The organism is Pantoea sp. BAV 3049, from assembly GCF_009765445.1.
Taxonomy (GTDB): Bacteria; Pseudomonadota; Gammaproteobacteria; order Enterobacterales; family Enterobacteriaceae; genus Erwinia.
The window spans coordinates 4,437,072-4,453,273 of record NZ_WHOY01000031.1 but is presented as its reverse complement, the minus strand read 5'-3'; the positions used below and the strand labels follow the sequence as shown (position 1 = coordinate 4,453,273).

The window sequence follows — 16,202 nt, the reverse complement described above, 5'->3', positions numbered from 1 at the left end:
GATTGATTTGTCGTTTTAGCTGAGATGGTTCCCGCCCGTCACGCCATGAACCTCGGCGGTGACGTAGCTGGACTCCTGCGAGGCGAGGTAAACATAGACCCCGGCAAGTTCGGCAGGCTGGCCCGCACGTTTCAGCGGCGTCTGTTCACCGAAGCCCGGTAATACCGGCCAACAAGCTGAAAACAGGCTAAAAATCCATATCAGCCAAATGCGATAAAATATTAAAAAATGTTATCTGTTTGCTTCAGAAGATTCTGCCAGTGCTCAAAAAGGTCCAGAGTGCGAGGGTCCTGAATCTGTTAATTTTTTGTTACCAATGTGATCAGGGTGCACCTTATTAACGGTGACTCTCATCACATTAAATCCGCTCAGTGCAGGCTAAAACGGGAGAAAACCCATAAGGATGCTGTATGACTGCTGTAGCTTCTTCCGCTAAAAAGCCTCAGGGCAATGCCAAAACCATCTTCAACGTCACCAGCGGTAACTTTCTGGAGATGTATGATTTTATGGTGTTTGGTTACTATGCCACCGCCATTGCCAAAACCTTTTTCCCCGGAGATAACCCGTTCGCTTCACTGATGCTGACGCTGATGACCTTCGGTGCCGGTTTCCTGATGCGCCCGCTCGGCGCGATTATTCTGGGCTCCTATATTGACCATCACGGCCGCCGGAAAGGGCTGCTGGTGACGCTGGGTCTGATGGCCATTGGTACCCTGACCATCGCCCTGGTTCCCGGCTACAGCACGCTCGGGGCCGCCGCCCCGATCCTGATCCTGGCAGGACGCCTGCTGCAGGGCTTCTCCGCCGGGGTGGAACTGGGTGGGGTTTCAGTTTATCTGGCTGAAATCGCGCCGAAAAATCGTAAAGGTTTTTTCGTCAGCTGGCAGTCCGGTAGCCAGCAGATTGCGGTGATCTTTGCCGCTCTGCTTGGTCTGGGCCTGAATCACCTGCTGGCAAAAGACCAGGTCACTGACTGGGGCTGGCGTATTCCGTTCGTGATTGGCTGTCTGATCGTGCCTTTCCTGTTCTGGATCCGCAGCATGCTGGAAGAAACAGAGGCGTTCAGCCAGCGCAAAGTCCATCCCACAATGGGACAAATTGTCCGTTCTGTGGGCCGCAATTGGGCGCTGGTTCTGGCGGGGATGCTGATGGTCGTCACCACCACCGTGATGTTCTATATGATCACGGCCTTTACACCAACCTTTGGCAAAACCGTGTTGATGATGAGCGACAAGCAGAGCTTCTTCGTCACGCTTTGCGTGGGCCTGTCGAACCTGATCTGGCTGCCGATAATGGGTGCGGTGTCTGACCACTATGGCCGCCGCCCGCTGCTGATCCTGTTCAGCGTGTTAATGATTGCCACCGCATGGCCCGTTCTGCACTGGCTGGTGGGTTCTCCGACCTTTACTCACTTGCTGGAGGCCGAGTTGTGGCTCTCCTTCCTCTACGCCAGCTATAACGGTGCGATGGTGGTTTATCTGGCCGAGGTGATGCCTGCTGAAGTGCGCGCTACCGGTTTCTCACTGGCCTACAGCCTGGCGACTGCACTGTTTGGCGGGTTCACTCCGGCAGTCTCAAGCTATCTGATCCACGCCACGGGTGATAAGGCGATGCCGGGCGTATGGCTGACCTTCGCAGCGGTTTGTGGCCTGATCGGCACAATGGTGATTAAACGCCTGATCCGTCAGTATCAGGCAAAGCATGGCGGAGTTCCGGCAGTACAGATGTAATCCTCCTGACTTTACAAACTCTGCACCATTAAAAAAGCCCCTCAACGGGGCTTTTTGCTGTTCGTATGACTCAACGGAGCAACCTGATCACTTGCTGACGGTTTCCATGCCCATCAGGCCAATCTTCAGATACCCCGCCTGGCGCAGCTTATCCATTACGCCCATCAGCGTCTCATAATCCACCGACTTGTCAGCCTGGAAGAATATGGTGGTCTCTTTATTACCCTGCGTCTGACCGTTCAACGCATCTACCAGCGAGTCTGCGGTGACCGCATCATTGCCGATAAACAGCTGCTTATCCGCCTTGATAGAGAGATAGACCGGCTTTTCCGGACGCGGCTGAGGCGCACTGGTCGAGGCAGGCAGATTAACGCGAACGTCAACGGTGGCCAGCGGCGCGGCGACCATAAAGATAATCAGCAGCACCAGCATGACGTCGATAAATGGCGTGACGTTGATTTCATGCATTTCACCGTTGCCATCGAGATCTTCATTTAATCGCATTGCCATGGTGCTTACCCTACCCGCAGTTTCTGCGCGGTTTGCGTGCGCGGTGCGCCATTGCTGGCGGCCAGATCCAGATCGCGGCTCTGCAACAGCATCACCTGTGCAGCCACATCACCCAGTATCGCTTTGTAGTTGCCGATCAGGCGGGCGAACACGTTATAGATCACGACCGCAGGGATAGCGGCAACCAGACCGATGGCGGTTGCCAGCAGCGCTTCCGCAATGCCCGGAGCCACTACAGCCAGGTTAGTGGTCTGCGTCTGGGCGATACCGATAAAGCTGTTCATGATGCCCCACACCGTGCCGAACAGGCCGACAAACGGCGCAATGGCGCCAATGGTGGCCAGGAAACCATTGCCACGACCTGCGTGTCGGCTGAAGAAGGCCACACGGCGCTCCAGACGGAAAGCAGTACGCTCTTTGATGCCGTCGTTATCGTCTGAGCCTTCTGACAATAACAGCTCATTTTCAGCTTCTTTCAGCAACTGCGTGGTCAGGCTGTTGCCTTTAAAGTTCGCACAGGTGGCGGCTGCATCCTGCAGAGAACGGGCACCGGCCAGCGCCTGCTGTTCACGCTTCAGGCGGCGTTTTGCCGAGCTGAGCTCTGCACTTTTACTGAAGAAAATGGCCCATGTCACAACCGACGCCAGTAGCAGACCGATCATTACCACTTTAACCACGATGTCTGCATGGTGGTACATGCCCCAGACGGAGAGATCCGTCTGCATCAAATCATTCGTCACGCTGTGTCTCCAACGGAAAACGGTAAAAAAAGCCAGTGCGGATCATACCAAATCAATGACGAATTGATAGTGGTTATCATTACTATTTACCCGCTGGTTGCCAATTTTTACACTCTTTCGGTTTTGTTACCGATAAGCAGGGGGTTTTTGCTGAATCTTTGTCACTTAGCGGGTTGGCGAATTTCGCGCCGCCGCCTGCCGTGTTAACGTTAGGGAATAAATGCCATCCGTTAACCGAGCATCCTGATGACCAGTAAAAACATTGAAACGGCGCTGATTGCCGCCGGACGCCGCAAACGATATACCATGGGGTCAGTCAACAGCGTGATCCAGCGGGCCTCATCGCTGGTTTTTGACAGCGTGGCAGAAAAAAAACGGGCCACGGCCGGACGGGCTGAGGGCGAACTGTTTTATGGCCGTCGCGGAACGCTGACCCATTTCTCCCTGCAGGAGGCGATGACCGAACTGGAGGGCGGCGCGGGTTGCGTGCTCTATCCGTGCGGCGCAGCTGCGGTAGCTAACGCCATTCTGGCCTTTGTTTCCGCTGGCGATAACGTGCTGATGGCCGGTTCGGTATACGAGCCGACTCAGGACTTCTGCAGCAAAATCCTCAGCAAAATGAACGTCTCCACCACCTGGTTCAATCACTGCACCGGCGTAGAGATTGCCGAACTGGTGCAGCCAACCACCCGGGTAGTCTTCCTGGAGTCACCCGCTTCCATCACCATGGAAGTGCAGGATATTCCGGCTATTGTTGCCGCCGTGCGCAGTAAAGCCCCGGACGCGATCATTATGATCGACAATACCTGGGCTGCCGGCATTCTGTTCCCGGCGCTCTCTTTCGGCATCGACATCGCCATTCAGGCGGGGACCAAATACCTGATTGGCCACTCCGATGCGATGATTGGCACCGCCGTGGCCAATGAGCGCTGCTGGGCGCAGCTGCGTGAAAACTCCTACCTGATGGGCCAGATGGTGGATGCTGATACAGCCTATATGGCGAGCCGTGGCCTGAGAACGCTGGCGGTACGCCTTCGCCAGCATGACGAAAGCGGGATGAAAGTCGCGAACTGGCTGGCAGCAAGACCCGAAGTGGCGGTAGTTAACCATCCGGCCCTGCCGCAATGTAAAGGGCATGAGTTCTGGAAACGGGATTTCACTGGCAGCAGCGGACTGTTCTCGTTTGTCCTTAAGGCCCGTCTGACCGACCACCAGCTGGCGGAGTATCTCGATCACTTCGGGCATTTCAGCATGGCCTACTCATGGGGCGGCTATGAGTCGCTGATCCTGGCGAATCAGCCGGAAGAGCTGGCCGCCATTCGTCCGGCAGGCGGCGTCGACTTCAGCGGGACGCTGGTGCGGGTGCATATCGGTCTGGAAAACGTCGATGACCTGATCGCCGACCTGGCTGCCGGATTTGACCGTCTGGCAAACTGCCCTGCATGAAATAAGTTAAACAGAGCCTCAATAAAACGTTATCCGCGTCAGCGATCAAAGTGCAGCGGCCATATTGTCAGTACAATCGTCAGCTCAACGCAGTAAACAGGATATGAAATGGCAGTTTTACACGAGATTGTCTCCGCGCTGTGGCATCAGGATTTTGCCGCGCTGGCCAATCCGGATGTGGTTTGGGTGGTGTACGGCATTATGTTCGTTACTCTGCTGCTGGAAAATGGCCTGCTGCCCGCAGCGTTCCTGCCGGGTGACAGCCTGCTGCTGCTGGCTGGAGCAATGATTGCCAAAGGGGTGATGGGATTCATTCCGACGGTAGTGATCCTGACGCTTGCCGCCAGCCTCGGTTGCTGGCTCAGCTATCTGCAGGGCCGCTGGCTGGGCAATACGCGGCTGGTGAAAAGCTGGCTGATGCATCTGCCCGCACAGTATCACCAGCGGGCCTGGAGCCTGTTCCACCGTCATGGCCTGATGGCGCTGCTGGCCGGGCGCTTTCTGGCGTTCGTCCGCACCATCCTGCCCACCATGGCAGGGATCTCCGGCCTGAAAAACGGTCGTTTTCAGTTCTTTAACTGGCTGAGCGGCTTGCTGTGGGTTGGGATTCTGGTATCGCTGGGTTATGCCATCAGCCAGGTGCCGTTTATCAAGCGTCATGAAGACCAGGTGATGGCGATACTGATGATTTTACCGCTGGTGCTGCTGTGTGCTGGCCTGGTGGGCAGTATCACACTGGTGCTGAAGCGCCGTAAATCCTCCTGATTCAGGCCGGGTTCCGGCCTGCCCTCAGACTCCCTGACGCATGCGGGTAATCTCTTCACCCGGCGTCACGCCAAAATAGCGCTTAAATTCCCGCGAGAACTGCGAAGCACTCTCATACCCTACCCGCATCGCTGCCGCACTGGCCTTCAATCCCTCATGCAGCATCAGCATCCGGGCCTGGTGCAGCCGGTATCTTTTCAGATATTGCAGCGGAGAAGTGCTGGTGACCGCCTTGAAGTTATGGTGGAAAGCCGAGACGCTCATGTTCACTTCCGCCGCCAGCAGATCAACGCTGAGATTGTCGGTGTAATGATGCTGAATACGCCGCAGCGCACGGGCTATCTGGCTGAACTGCGTCTGGCGGCTGACCAGCGCCATCAGCGCCCCGCCGCACGGCCCCGTCAGCACGTGATAAAGGATCTCCCGGATAATCTGTGGGCCAAGCACGCGGGCATCACGCGGACTTTGCAGCACATCCAGCAGGCGCTCCGCCGCGCAAAGCATATCTTCAGTCAGCTTTGATGAGTGGATGCCCCGGGTTTGCGGCTGCGGCTGGAAGCTGTCATCGTCGCCGATATCAATCAGCAAGTCCTGCAGCTTGACCGGATCAACGTTCAACAGAATCCCGGCCAGTGGCTCTTCAGGCGTAGCGAAAGTTTCACACTCGACCGAGAGAGGCACGGTGAGCATCAGATATTCCGTGGCGTCGTAGTGGAAAACATGATTACCGAGGTAGCCGATTTTATGTCCCTGAAACAGGATCACGATACCGGAAGTGTAAAGCACGGGGGTGCGACCGCTCGGCTGGTTGGCGTAAATCAACCTGACATCCGGCAGAGAAGCCATTGTCGACGCGCCCGTGGTGACCAGCTTAATCACCTGGCTGGCGAGCCGGGTACAGAGGGTATTGCGATCCATAGTCGGTTCTTACGCTGAGAGGAGCCTGGCCACATCATGCCGAATCTGTCAGCGATCCTCCAGCATTGTGGAGGATCAGGCAAGAAAGCGGCAGAAACGGGCACGTTTTTCCGGTCTTCCGCCGGTAAAACTTTCATCGGCACGACATCATAAGATTTATCAGACGACCCGTTAAACTCAACTAAACTTAACATTACCAACCGGCGCAGAGCAGCCGGTTCATTCGCTGCAAAGGAGAGATCATGGCAGAGCAACCAATAATTAAACTCCACGATGGCAATATGATGCCGCAGTTCGGTCTTGGCGTCTGGCAGGCCACTATAGATGATGCACGTAAGGCTGCGATCAAAGCGCTGGAGGTGGGCTACCGTTCCATCGATACTGCCGCAATCTATAAAAACGAGGAAGGGATCGGTCAGGCGCTGCAGGAAACGGATGTCGCACGAGACGATATCTTCGTCACCACCAAACTGTGGAACGACGATCAGCTGAACGCCGAAAAAGCGATGGCCTCCAGCCTGAAAAAACTGCAGCTCGAGAGCGTCGATCTCTATCTGATGCACTGGCCGTGTCCGGGCAAAGATAATTATGTTGAAGCATGGAAGGCGATGATTGAGCTGCAGAAGCAGGGACTGACCAAAAGTATCGGCGTCTGCAATTTCCAGGAAGCGCACCTGAAACGCCTGATGGATGAAACCGGCGTCAGCCCGGTGGTAAACCAGATTGAGCTGCACCCGATGTTCCAGCAGCGCACGCTGCATTCGTGGAACGCCATGCACCAAATCCAGACCGAGTCATGGAGCCCGCTGGCACAGGGCGGCAAAGGCGTGTTCGATCAGGAGGTGATTAAAAACCTGGCGAAGAAATACGGCAAAACCCCGGCGCAGATCGTCATCCGCTGGCACCTGGACAGCGGCCTGGTGGTGATCCCGAAATCGGTCACCCCTTCGCGTATTCAGGAGAACTTCGAAGTCTTCGACTTCCGTCTGGAAAAACCGGAGATCAGCGATATTGCCACGCTGGATATCGGTAATCGTCTGGGACCAAACCCTGACGAACTGAACTAAATATCAGCAGGGCGGAGCACCGACTCCGCCCTCTTCTTATCTTTTCCGCTGCTGCCCTTTTATCGGGCTGTAACGGGTCAGGGCCGGACGGGCACCGCGCAATGCACGACGCGCCTCACGCTGCTCTTCCAGCGTCGCCACCGGCACCAGACACTCTTTACGCCCGCCAATCAGATGCTTTTTCCCCATTGCCGTCAGCGCTTCGCGGATCAGCGGCCAGTTTTTAGGATCGTGATAACGCAGCAAAGCTTTATGCAAACGCCGCTGTTTATCGCCTTTCGGGATGGTCACATCTTCCGATTTGTAGCCCACCTTGCTGAGCGGGTTTTTGCCGCTGTGATACATGGTGGTGGCACTCGCCATCGGCGACGGGTAGAAGTTCTGCACCTGGTCCAGCCGGAAGCGGTTCTGCTTCAGCCACAGCGCCAGATGCACCATATCTTCATCGTTGGTACCAGGGTGTGAAGCAATAAAATAGGGGATCAGATACTGCTCTTTTCCCGCCTCTTTCGAATAGCGATCGAACAGCTCTTTAAAGCGGTAATAGCTGCCCATTCCCGGCTTCAGCATCTTCGACAGCGGCCCCTCCTCGGTATGCTCCGGCGCGATCTTCAGATAGCCGCCCACATGGTGCGTGGCCAGTTCCTTGATATAACGGGGATCGGATACTGCCAGATCGTAACGCACGCCAGAAGCAATCAGGATCTTTTTAATGCCGGTGATTTTGCGCGAGCGCCGATAGAGATCGATCGTCGGCTGATGGTCGGTGTCCATATGTGGGCAGATAGCCGGATAGACACAGGAGGCGCGGCGACAGGTCTGCTCGGCCTTTGGCGTTTTGCAGCGCAGCATATACATATTGGCAGTTGGGCCGCCGATGTCCGAGATTATGCCAGTAAACCCCGGCACCTTGTCGCGGATCTCTTCAATCTCCGAAACGATCGATTCCTGCGAGCGGCTCTGAATAATGCGGCCTTCATGTTCGGTGATTGAACAGAATGAACAGCCGCCAAAGCAGCCGCGCATGATATTCACCGAGAAACGGATCATGTCATAAGCAGGGATCTTTTGCTGGCCGTAAGAGGGATGTGGCACCCGCTGGAAAGGCAGCGCATAGACGCTGTCCATTTCAGGCGTGGTCAGAGGGATCGCCGGTGGATTCAGCCACAGGTAGCGATCGCCGTGCTTCTGCATCAGCGCCCGCGCGCAGCCGGGGTTAGTCTCATGATGCAGAATGCGGGAAGCATGGGCGTAGAGCACTTTGTCATTTTTCACCTTCTCGTAAGAAGGCAGCAGCACGTAAGTTTTCTCCCACGGCTTTGGCTTCGGCATCTGCACCACAATGGCTTTCGCCCCATCAGCCTTCACGGTGTCATCCGGGGTCGCACAAGCCAGATCCTCGCCATAGGGATTAGGAATGGCATCGATCCGGCCCGGCTGGTCCAGCCGGGTGGAGTCCACGCCCTGCCAGCCTGGTCGCGCCTGACGGCACATAAAGGCGGTGTTGCGCACGTCGGTGATGCCGCCGATCTCTTCGCCCTGTGCCAGACGGTGCGCCACTTCCACCAGTGGCCGTTCACCGTTGCCGAAGATCAGCATATCCGCCTTGCTGTCCACCAGCACCGAGCGTCGAACGGTATCGGACCAGTAATCGTAATGCGCCGTGCGCCGCAGGCTGGCTTCGATCCCGCCGAGGATCACCGGCACGTCGCGCCAGGCTTCTTTACAGCGCTGGGTGTAGACCAGCGAGGCGCGGTCCGGGCGCTTATCCGGCTGATTGTCCGGCGTATAAGCATCATCGTGGCGACGTTTACGGTCGGCGGTGTAGCGGTTGATCATCGAATCCATGTTTCCGGCCGTCACGCCGAAGAACAGGTTGGGCTTGCCGAGGCGCATAAAGTCCTCTTTGCTGTTCCAGTCCGGCTGGGCAATGATGCCAACGCGGAAGCCCTGCGCCTCCAGCATCCGGCCGATAATCGCCATGCCAAAGCTGGGATGATCAACATAGGCATCTCCGCTGATGATCACCACGTCGCAGCTGTCCCAGCCGAGGATATCCATCTCTTCCCGCGACATTGGCAGGAAAGGGGCAGGTCCGAAACAGGCAGCCCAGTACTGGGGCCATGAGAAGAGTTCACGATCCGGTTGGATCAGGCTGGCAGCGCGCATAAAGAGGTCATCTGGCGAAAAAAGGAGCGGTATTATAGGCCAAAGACCGGAAAATAACTAAGGGTTAATTCCCGGGCTTAAATGAGGCTGGCTGTCGGAGTGCGTTATCACATGGGCAGCTCGCAAGCTGCTCCCGTCCGGTGACGACTTCTGATGACCATCAATATCTTATCTGTATGGAATTTAACCAATAACAGGCTGTACCTGAAGCTGCCCTGCGGTGCCGCGATCGGCCATTTCCAGCGTCTGGCTGTAGTAGACGAACGGGAAGTGGTCTGACGAAGCCTGGGTAAAGGAGACAAACAGCTCCACGCTGCCGTCTACCCAGACGGTGTCTTTCCAGCCCCGGTCTTCCGCCATTGGCTGCGCGCCGTTGACGTTTTTAATCAGGAACATGACTCCCTGAATATGGAAAGCCTGTGGCAAGTCGGCGTGGATAATCCAGCGCTCAAAACTGCCCTGCTGCGCCTGAGTATCAATGCGCCCCATATCCCACAGCGAGCCGTTGATGCCCGGCAGCGAATCACCCAGCCGGAATTCGCGCGTGCGGCTGATGTTGCCTTCAATCACCTGATCCGCCAGCAGCCGCATCGGCAGGTTATCGGTCACCAGCGGCAGCAGCCCGGTTGGTCGCAGCGTCAGGATCAGGGTGGAGGTGAGGATGCCCGAAGGTTCGAACAGACCGCGCAGGCGTTCAACAATCCCCGCAGATATTCCTGCGGTAATGGACACTTCATCGCCCTGGCTCATATCCACCAGGATTTCCCGGCGCTCACCGGGAGCCAGAGAAAGCTGCTGCACCGCCACTGGCGCAGGCAGAAAACCCTGGTCGCTGGCAATCACATTGAACGGACGGCTGTCGCTCATTTGCAATTGATAACGGCGTGAGTTGGAAGCGTTCAGCAGGCGCAGGCGCACCCAGCCACGTGAGACATCGACAAACGGATTCTGCACACCATTAACCAGCAGCGTATCGCCAACAAAACCACCATCCTCAGGCGGATCGTATTCCGGTGAGCCGAAGTTATCGAGCCGCTTGTCCTGAATAATCAGCGGAAAATCATCGACGCCGTAGTGATTTGGCAGCGGCAACGCTTTGCTGACTTCGTCTTCCACCAGCCACATTCCGGCCAGCCCGTTATAGACGTGCTGGGCCATTCTGTTTGGCGTGTTGGCGTGATACCAGCAGGTGGCCGCTGTCTGACGGATTGGCAGCACAGGCGACCAGTCAACACCGGGAGACATCAGCCGTGGAGCGCCACCCGACAGAGCGCCAGGAACCTGCAGCCCGGCGACAGTCATCGCCACTGGTTCGTTGAGGCGGTTGCTGTAAATCAGTTTGACGTCATCGCCGCTCCAGACACGCACCGTCGGGCCAAGATAGAGACCGTTAACTCCCCAGACCTGCGCTTTGCTGCCGCCGGTAAAAGACCAGTGGCTGCGCTGCAGGGTGAGGAAGATAGGCTGCCCGCGACGGGACTCAACCAGCGGCGGCACCGGCAAAGCGGTGCCCGGCCCGGCAGCCAGGGCTTTGACCGGCAGCGCGCTGGCGCACAGCGCTATGCCCGATGCCTGAATAAACTGACGTCGACTGAAGGACATAAAAACTCCGTAACCGAAAAATGCGGCCCTTATTATCAGGCCACGTTCCATTTTTTATGATTGTAAATGCCGTGTGTTTTGTTGCAGATTTTGCACCATGCCTGGATTAAATTTTGCCGGAAGCCTCACGTTCGGCCACTTCTGCATTCAGTTCTTCCAGCTTGGCAGCCATCAGTTCACGGCAGTGGGTAGCCAGCTTGCGCACCGACTGATCGGCGAAAGCGCTGGTGTCCACTGGTGGTAGCATCTCAATAATCACCAGACCGTTATGCAGGCGGTTCAGCTTAATTTTGTCATGAGTGTTGCTCACCACAATCGGGATGATCGGCACACCGGCCGCCATTGCGGCATGAAAAGCGCCGGTTTTAAACGGCAACAGGCCACGGCCACGGCTGCGGGTGCCTTCCGGGAACATCCAGAACGAAATCTTTTTCTTTTTGAACTGCTCAATCAGTTCACCAATGGTGCCATGCGCTTTGGCACGATTGTCACGGTCAATCAGCAGGTTGCCGGTCAGCCAGTAGAGCAGACCAAAGAAGGGGATCCACAGCAGGCTTTTTTTGCCGACGGTAACGGTCGTCGGCTGCACAATATTGGCTGCGGTGATCATGTCGTAATTATTTTGGTGGTTGGCAATATAGATGGCGTTGGGCAGGTTTTCCGATCCTGCAGGTTTACGCTGCTCAACTTTGACGCCAAACACCGTCGACAGGCGGCCAAACAGATGACCAAAGGTGGCAACGTGGCGGGGATTACGCGGGCTGAACAGGCAATAAATACAGCCAAAGACACACACCAGTATCGAATAGATAACCACTACGATGAACCGTAAAATTGAGAGCATCACATCCTCGTTATTGCTTTCAGACTCTGCCCGGGCAAAACACCGGGTAAGTATATCGTTAATTCGCGAAATTCGCCGCATTTCACCGGGTTAGCACCACGACAGGCGTGCTGACCCGGCGGGTGATTACTCTTCGCTGTCGCCGGTTTCCGGTCTGGCTGGCGCGTCCACTTCAATCCGGTCAATTTTCTGCAGGCCACGCGGCAGCAGCGTACCACGACGTCCACGCTCCGCGCGGAACTTGTTCAGGTCATCCCACTTCAGCGTCAGTTTACGCTTGCCAACGTGCAGGGTCAGTGAGGTCTCCGGTGCCAGCAGCATCAGCCAGGCCAGCTTGTCTTCGCCGGAGGCCGCCTGGGCAGAAGGGATTGAAACGATTTTATTGCCCTTGCCCTTCGCCAGCTGCGGCAGATCCGCCACCGGGAACATCAGCATTCTGCCCGCGCTGGTGACCGCCAGCAGCATATCGTCAGCGTGGTGGATCGCCATTGGTGTCATCACCTTCGCATTCTGCGGCAGGCTCAGCAGCGCTTTACCGGCACGGTTGCGCGAGACGAGGTCGCTGAAGGTACAGACGAAGCCGTAGCCCGCATCCGAAGCCATCAGCAGTTTCTGCTCATCGGCCTCCATCAGCACCTGCTCCACGATGGCACCCGGCGGCGGCGTCAGCTTGCCGGTCAGCGGCTCACCCTGACCGCGTGCGGACGGCAGCGTGACCGGATCCAGCGCATAACTGCGGCCCGTGGAGTCGATAAACGCCACTGGCTGGTTACTCTTGCCGCGCGCGGCCGCGCGGTAGCTGTCACCCGCTTTATAGCTCAGTCCACCCGGATCGATATCGTGGCCTTTGGCGCTGCGCACCCAGCCCATCTGCGACAGCACAATGGTCACCGGTTCGGACGGCACCAGCTCGCTTTCGCTGATTGCTTTCGCTTCTTCACGCTCGCGCAGCGGCGAACGGCGGTCATCGCCATAGGCATCGCTATCGGCCTGCAGCTCTTTCTTCAGCAGGGTATTCATTTTACGTTCGGAAGCGAGGATGCCCTGCAGCCGATCGCGCTCTTTCGCAAGCTCATCCTGCTCACCGCGAATTTTCATCTCTTCCAGCTTCGCGAGGTGGCGTAATTTCAGCTCAAGGATCGCTTCGGCCTGGGTTTCGCTGATGCCAAAGCGCGCCATCAGTTCCGGCTTCGGTTCATCCTCGGTACGGATGATGTGGATCACTTCATCAATGTTGAGGAACGCAATCAGCAAACCTTCAAGGATATGCAGGCGTTTCAGCACTTTTTCCAGGCGGAAATTCAGGCGGCGGCGAACCGTATCGCGGCGAAAAACCAGCCACTCGCTGATAATCTCCAGCAAGTTTTTCACCGCGGGACGGTTATCCAGCCCGATCATGTTGAGGTTGATGCGGTAGCTTTTTTCCAGGTCGGTGGTGGCGAACAGGTGGTTCATCACCTGCTCCATATCCACGCGGTTGGAGCGCGGCACAATCACCAGGCGCGTCGGGTTCTCGTGGTTGGATTCATCGCGCAGGTCTTCCACCATCGGCAGCTTTTTATTGCGCATCTGCGCAGCAATCTGCTCCAGCACGCGGGCACCGGAAACCTGATGCGGCAGCGCGGTGATCACCACGTCGCCATCTTCTTTTTTCCACACCGCACGCATACGAACAGAACCACGGCCATTCTGGTAGATCTTACGGATCTCATTACGTGGCGTGATGATCTCCGCTTCCGTTGGATAATCCGGCCCCTGGACGATATCCAGCAGCTCATCCAGCGTGGCTTTTGGCTCGTCGATCAGCTTGATGGCCGCGTTGGCCACTTCACGCAGGTTATGTGGTGGAATGTCCGTTGCCATGCCCACGGCGATGCCGGTGGTGCCGTTCAGCAGGATATTTGGCAGACGCGCAGGCAGCATCGAAGGCTCCTGCATGGTACCGTCAAAGTTCGGGACGTAATCAACGGTGCCCTGGCCCAGTTCACCCAGCAACAGTTCAGCGTATTTTGACAGGCGGGATTCGGTATAACGCATCGCCGCAAAGGATTTCGGGTCATCCGGCGCACCCCAGTTCCCCTGCCCGTCCACCAGTGGATAGCGGTAAGAGAACGGCTGCGCCATCAGCACCATCGCTTCATAGCAGGCACTGTCGCCATGCGGGTGGTATTTACCCAGCACGTCACCCACGGTACGCGCCGATTTTTTAAATTTAGCGCTGTTGTTCAGGCCCAGTTCCGACATCGCATAGACGATACGGCGCTGAACAGGCTTCAGGCCATCGCCGATATAGGGCAGCGCGCGGTCCATGATGACGTACATGGAATAGTTGAGGTAGGCCTCTTCCGTAAACTTATGCAGGGCACGACGCTCTGCACCATCCTGCGTCAGATCACTCATTACTCTTTGTTCCTCACATCGCGGCGCGATCGACACGCCACATCGGGGTCGTTTGGCGAGGATAGTACCTTATCCGGGCAGGTTCTGTCACAGGTAACATGTGAGCGTGGAATACGGCGGGGTGAGCGATTTCCCCCGCCGGAAAAGATTATTTCGCGGCGGCCAGCCACTGTCCGGTAACCTGAGCATATTCCCCGGTGGCATTGCTCAGATGCAGCCACTGATCGACATACAGTTTCCAGCTCATATCATCGCGCGGCAGCATATAGGCCTTTTCACCGTACTGCATCGGCTGCTCCGGATTAACGGCGCACAGCTTCGGAAAACGCTTCTGCTGGTACATCGCTTCGGAGGCGTCGGTGATCATCACATCGGCTTTTTTATCCACCAGTTGCTGGAAAATGGTGACGTTATCGTGGAACAGGGTCAGATTTGCCTGCGGCAGGATGCTGTGCACGAAGGCTTCATTGGTGCCACCGGCTGGCTCAATCAACCGTACGGAGGGTTTGTTCAACTGCGCGATGGTGCGGTATTTCGCTTTATCTGCACAGCGCACCAGTGGGATTTTACCGTCGGTGCCGAGTGGCGTGGCGAACCAGGCGGTCTGCTGACGCTTCAGCGTGACGGAGACGCCGCCCAGCGCGATATCGCACTGTTTGGCCAGGAAATCCGGCGTCAGGGTTTTCCAGCTGCTCGGCACCCATTTAACCTGCGCGCCAAGGCTTTTCGCCAGCGACCGGGCCATAGTCACGTCGATCCCTTCATACTGCCCGTCAGGCCGCAGAAAGCTGTAAGGCTTGTAGTCGCCGGTGGTGCAGACCGTCAGCACTTTGCTCTGTATGACCCGGTCCAGATGTGACTGTGCGCTGGCACTGCCTGCCGCAACCAGCAGCAGCGTTGCGATCCCTGTTTTTATCATTTTGTTCTGTCTCATGATGTCTGAAGCGGAAATCCTACCCTTTGTCCGGGTATTGTTGCGTAAATAGCAAAAGTGTTGTGATCGAACACACATTTTTTTGCTGCCACCACCCGCGTACACTCGCCGGATAGTCATGAACTGGAGAAAGAGAAGCATGAGCAAGATTTTGATTATTGACGCCGGCAAAGCCTTTGCCCATTCAAAAGGCGAACTGAACCACACCCTGACCGACGTGGCCGCAACCTGGCTGCGCGACGCTGGCCATCAGGTGGAGATCACCGCAGTGGATCAAGGCTATGTGGTGGCTGATGAGGTGCAAAAGTACCTGGACGCCGATACCGTGATTTATCAGATGCCTGGCTGGTGGATGGGCGAGCCGTGGATCCTGAAAAAATATATTGATGAAGTGTTCACCGAAGGCCACGGCTCCCTGTACGCCAGCGATGGCCGCACCCGCTCTGATGCCGCGAAAAAGTACGGTTCTGGCGGCCTGATCCAGGGTAAAAAATATATGCTGTCCCTGACCTGGAATGCTCCGCTGCAGGCCTTTACCGACCCAGAGCAGTTCTTTGAAGGCGTTGGCGTGGATGGTCTGTACCTGCACTTCCACAAGGCAAATCAGTTCCTGGGCATGGAACCACTGCCGAGCTTTATCTGTAATGACGTGATCAAGCAACCAGACATTCCACGCGATATCGAGCGCTATCAGACTCATCTGAGCCAGATCTTTGCTTAACTGATAAGACGCCCATCTCTGAAGGAATCACCATGCTGACTGTTATTGCCGAAATTTGCGTCAAAGCGGGTCGCCGTACCGCCGTCCTGCAGGCCATTGAGAAACTGACGCCCACGGTGTTACAGGAAGAGGGCTGCGGCAAGTATCAGGCGCTGATCGACCACAAAGCGCAGGTGCCCTGGAAGCAGCATTCGCCGGATTCGATCTTTATGGTTGAGCACTGGGATTCGCTGCGCCATCTGGAACAGCACCAGCAGGCAGCACATATGGAACTTCACCGCGCCAACATCAAAGATGACGTGGTGGATGTGAAAATTTTTGTGCTGGAAGCCGCAAAGTAATGTCTGCCGGGGCGA

14 protein-coding genes and 1 pseudogene are annotated in these 16,202 nt (G+C 56.4%); 6 read left to right on the top strand and 9 right to left on the bottom strand.

Annotated features, from left to right (window positions below):
* Positions 1 to 15 precede the first annotated feature (15 nt).
* A pseudogene (locus GSQ70_RS21990) lies at positions 16 to 162 on the bottom strand (SDR family oxidoreductase); the annotation flags it as partial.
* 248 nt (positions 163 to 410) lie between these two features.
* Between GSQ70_RS21990 and GSQ70_RS21985 the strand changes: the two are divergent.
* Complete coding sequence (locus GSQ70_RS21985) at positions 411 to 1,730, top strand: MFS transporter (protein WP_158784497.1); 1,320 nt, start codon at positions 411 to 413, stop codon at positions 1,728 to 1,730.
* Between the two features lie 87 nt (positions 1,731 to 1,817).
* Here the strand turns inward: GSQ70_RS21985 and exbD are convergent, their stop codons facing one another.
* Positions 1,818 to 2,240 carry a TonB system transport protein ExbD gene (gene exbD, locus GSQ70_RS21980; protein WP_158784496.1) on the bottom strand — a complete coding sequence of 141 codons (423 nt, stop codon included), beginning with the start codon at positions 2,238 to 2,240 and terminating at the stop codon, positions 1,818 to 1,820.
* Between the two features lie 5 nt (positions 2,241 to 2,245).
* A complete protein-coding gene (exbB, locus tag GSQ70_RS21975; RefSeq protein ID WP_158784495.1) occupies positions 2,246 to 2,980 on the bottom strand; it encodes a tol-pal system-associated acyl-CoA thioesterase in 735 nt (244 codons plus the stop codon).
* Positions 2,981 to 3,226: 246 nt separating this feature from the next.
* Here exbB and metC point away from each other — a divergent pair, with 246 nt between their 5' ends.
* Positions 3,227 to 4,426, top strand: coding sequence for a cystathionine beta-lyase (gene metC / locus GSQ70_RS21970; RefSeq protein ID WP_158784494.1), 1,200 nt, complete (start codon positions 3,227 to 3,229; stop codon positions 4,424 to 4,426).
* A 108-nt stretch (positions 4,427 to 4,534) separates the two neighbouring features.
* Positions 4,535 to 5,191: a DedA family protein gene (locus GSQ70_RS21965; protein ID WP_158784493.1), complete on the top strand. Its 657-nt coding sequence runs from the start codon at positions 4,535 to 4,537 to the stop codon at positions 5,189 to 5,191.
* A gap of 24 nt (positions 5,192 to 5,215) precedes the next feature.
* On the opposite strand, the gene GSQ70_RS21960 is transcribed toward GSQ70_RS21965, so the two are convergent.
* On the bottom strand, positions 5,216 to 6,109 hold the full coding sequence (locus tag GSQ70_RS21960; RefSeq protein ID WP_158784492.1) for an AraC family transcriptional regulator: 894 nt from the start codon (positions 6,107 to 6,109) through the stop codon (positions 5,216 to 5,218).
* A 242-nt stretch (positions 6,110 to 6,351) separates the two neighbouring features.
* Here GSQ70_RS21960 and dkgA point away from each other — a divergent pair, with 242 nt between their 5' ends.
* On the top strand, positions 6,352 to 7,176 hold the full coding sequence (gene dkgA, locus GSQ70_RS21955) for a 2,5-didehydrogluconate reductase DkgA (RefSeq protein WP_158784491.1): 825 nt from the start codon (positions 6,352 to 6,354) through the stop codon (positions 7,174 to 7,176).
* 36 nt (positions 7,177 to 7,212) lie between these two features.
* On the opposite strand, the gene GSQ70_RS21950 is transcribed toward dkgA, so the two are convergent.
* From GSQ70_RS21950 to GSQ70_RS21930, 5 genes are all read right to left on the bottom strand, one after another.
* Complete coding sequence (locus tag GSQ70_RS21950) at positions 7,213 to 9,345, bottom strand: YgiQ family radical SAM protein (protein ID WP_158784490.1); 2,133 nt, start codon at positions 9,343 to 9,345, stop codon at positions 7,213 to 7,215.
* 183 nt (positions 9,346 to 9,528) lie between these two features.
* On the bottom strand, positions 9,529 to 10,947 hold the full coding sequence (gene ftsP, locus GSQ70_RS21945; RefSeq protein WP_158784489.1) for a cell division protein FtsP: 1,419 nt from the start codon (positions 10,945 to 10,947) through the stop codon (positions 9,529 to 9,531).
* 106 nt (positions 10,948 to 11,053) lie between these two features.
* Positions 11,054 to 11,791 carry a 1-acylglycerol-3-phosphate O-acyltransferase gene (locus GSQ70_RS21940; protein WP_158784488.1) on the bottom strand — a complete coding sequence of 246 codons (738 nt, stop codon included), beginning with the start codon at positions 11,789 to 11,791 and terminating at the stop codon, positions 11,054 to 11,056.
* A gap of 126 nt (positions 11,792 to 11,917) precedes the next feature.
* Entirely contained in the window at positions 11,918 to 14,191 is a 2,274-nt protein-coding gene (gene parC / locus GSQ70_RS21935; protein ID WP_158784487.1) for a DNA topoisomerase IV subunit A, read from the bottom strand.
* Positions 14,192 to 14,339: 148 nt separating this feature from the next.
* The gene (locus tag GSQ70_RS21930) at positions 14,340 to 15,110 is read right to left on the bottom strand and encodes a transporter substrate-binding domain-containing protein (RefSeq protein ID WP_233268413.1); all 771 of its coding nucleotides are present in this window, start codon (positions 15,108 to 15,110) and stop codon (positions 14,340 to 14,342) included.
* Positions 15,111 to 15,264: 154 nt separating this feature from the next.
* Between GSQ70_RS21930 and GSQ70_RS21925 the strand changes: the two genes are divergently transcribed.
* Together GSQ70_RS21925 and GSQ70_RS21920 are read left to right on the top strand one after the other, a co-directional pair.
* Positions 15,265 to 15,846 carry an NAD(P)H-dependent oxidoreductase gene (locus GSQ70_RS21925; protein ID WP_158784485.1) on the top strand — a complete coding sequence of 194 codons (582 nt, stop codon included), beginning with the start codon at positions 15,265 to 15,267 and terminating at the stop codon, positions 15,844 to 15,846.
* Between the two features lie 32 nt (positions 15,847 to 15,878).
* Complete coding sequence (locus GSQ70_RS21920) at positions 15,879 to 16,187, top strand: putative quinol monooxygenase (RefSeq protein WP_158784484.1); 309 nt, start codon at positions 15,879 to 15,881, stop codon at positions 16,185 to 16,187.
* Positions 16,188 to 16,202: the final 15 nt, after the last annotated feature.

Coding starts and splice junctions, on each gene's coding strand:
- GSQ70_RS21985 (WP_158784497.1), top strand. CDS start 411: ATGACTGCTGTAGCTTCTTCCGCTAAAAAGCCTCAGGGCAATGCCAAA.
- exbD (WP_158784496.1), bottom strand. CDS start 2,240: ATGGCAATGCGATTAAATGAAGATCTCGATGGCAACGGTGAAATGCAT.
- metC (WP_158784494.1), top strand. CDS start 3,227: ATGACCAGTAAAAACATTGAAACGGCGCTGATTGCCGCCGGACGCCGC.
- GSQ70_RS21965 (WP_158784493.1), top strand. CDS start 4,535: ATGGCAGTTTTACACGAGATTGTCTCCGCGCTGTGGCATCAGGATTTT.
- GSQ70_RS21960 (WP_158784492.1), bottom strand. CDS start 6,109: ATGGATCGCAATACCCTCTGTACCCGGCTCGCCAGCCAGGTGATTAAG.
- dkgA (WP_158784491.1), top strand. CDS start 6,352: ATGGCAGAGCAACCAATAATTAAACTCCACGATGGCAATATGATGCCG.
- GSQ70_RS21950 (WP_158784490.1), bottom strand. CDS start 9,345: ATGCGCGCTGCCAGCCTGATCCAACCGGATCGTGAACTCTTCTCATGG.
- ftsP (WP_158784489.1), bottom strand. CDS start 10,947: ATGTCCTTCAGTCGACGTCAGTTTATTCAGGCATCGGGCATAGCGCTG.
- GSQ70_RS21940 (WP_158784488.1), bottom strand. CDS start 11,791: ATGCTCTCAATTTTACGGTTCATCGTAGTGGTTATCTATTCGATACTG.
- parC (WP_158784487.1), bottom strand. CDS start 14,191: ATGAGTGATCTGACGCAGGATGGTGCAGAGCGTCGTGCCCTGCATAAG.
- GSQ70_RS21930 (WP_233268413.1), bottom strand. CDS start 15,110: ATGATAAAAACAGGGATCGCAACGCTGCTGCTGGTTGCGGCAGGCAGT.
- GSQ70_RS21925 (WP_158784485.1), top strand. CDS start 15,265: ATGAGCAAGATTTTGATTATTGACGCCGGCAAAGCCTTTGCCCATTCA.
- GSQ70_RS21920 (WP_158784484.1), top strand. CDS start 15,879: ATGCTGACTGTTATTGCCGAAATTTGCGTCAAAGCGGGTCGCCGTACC.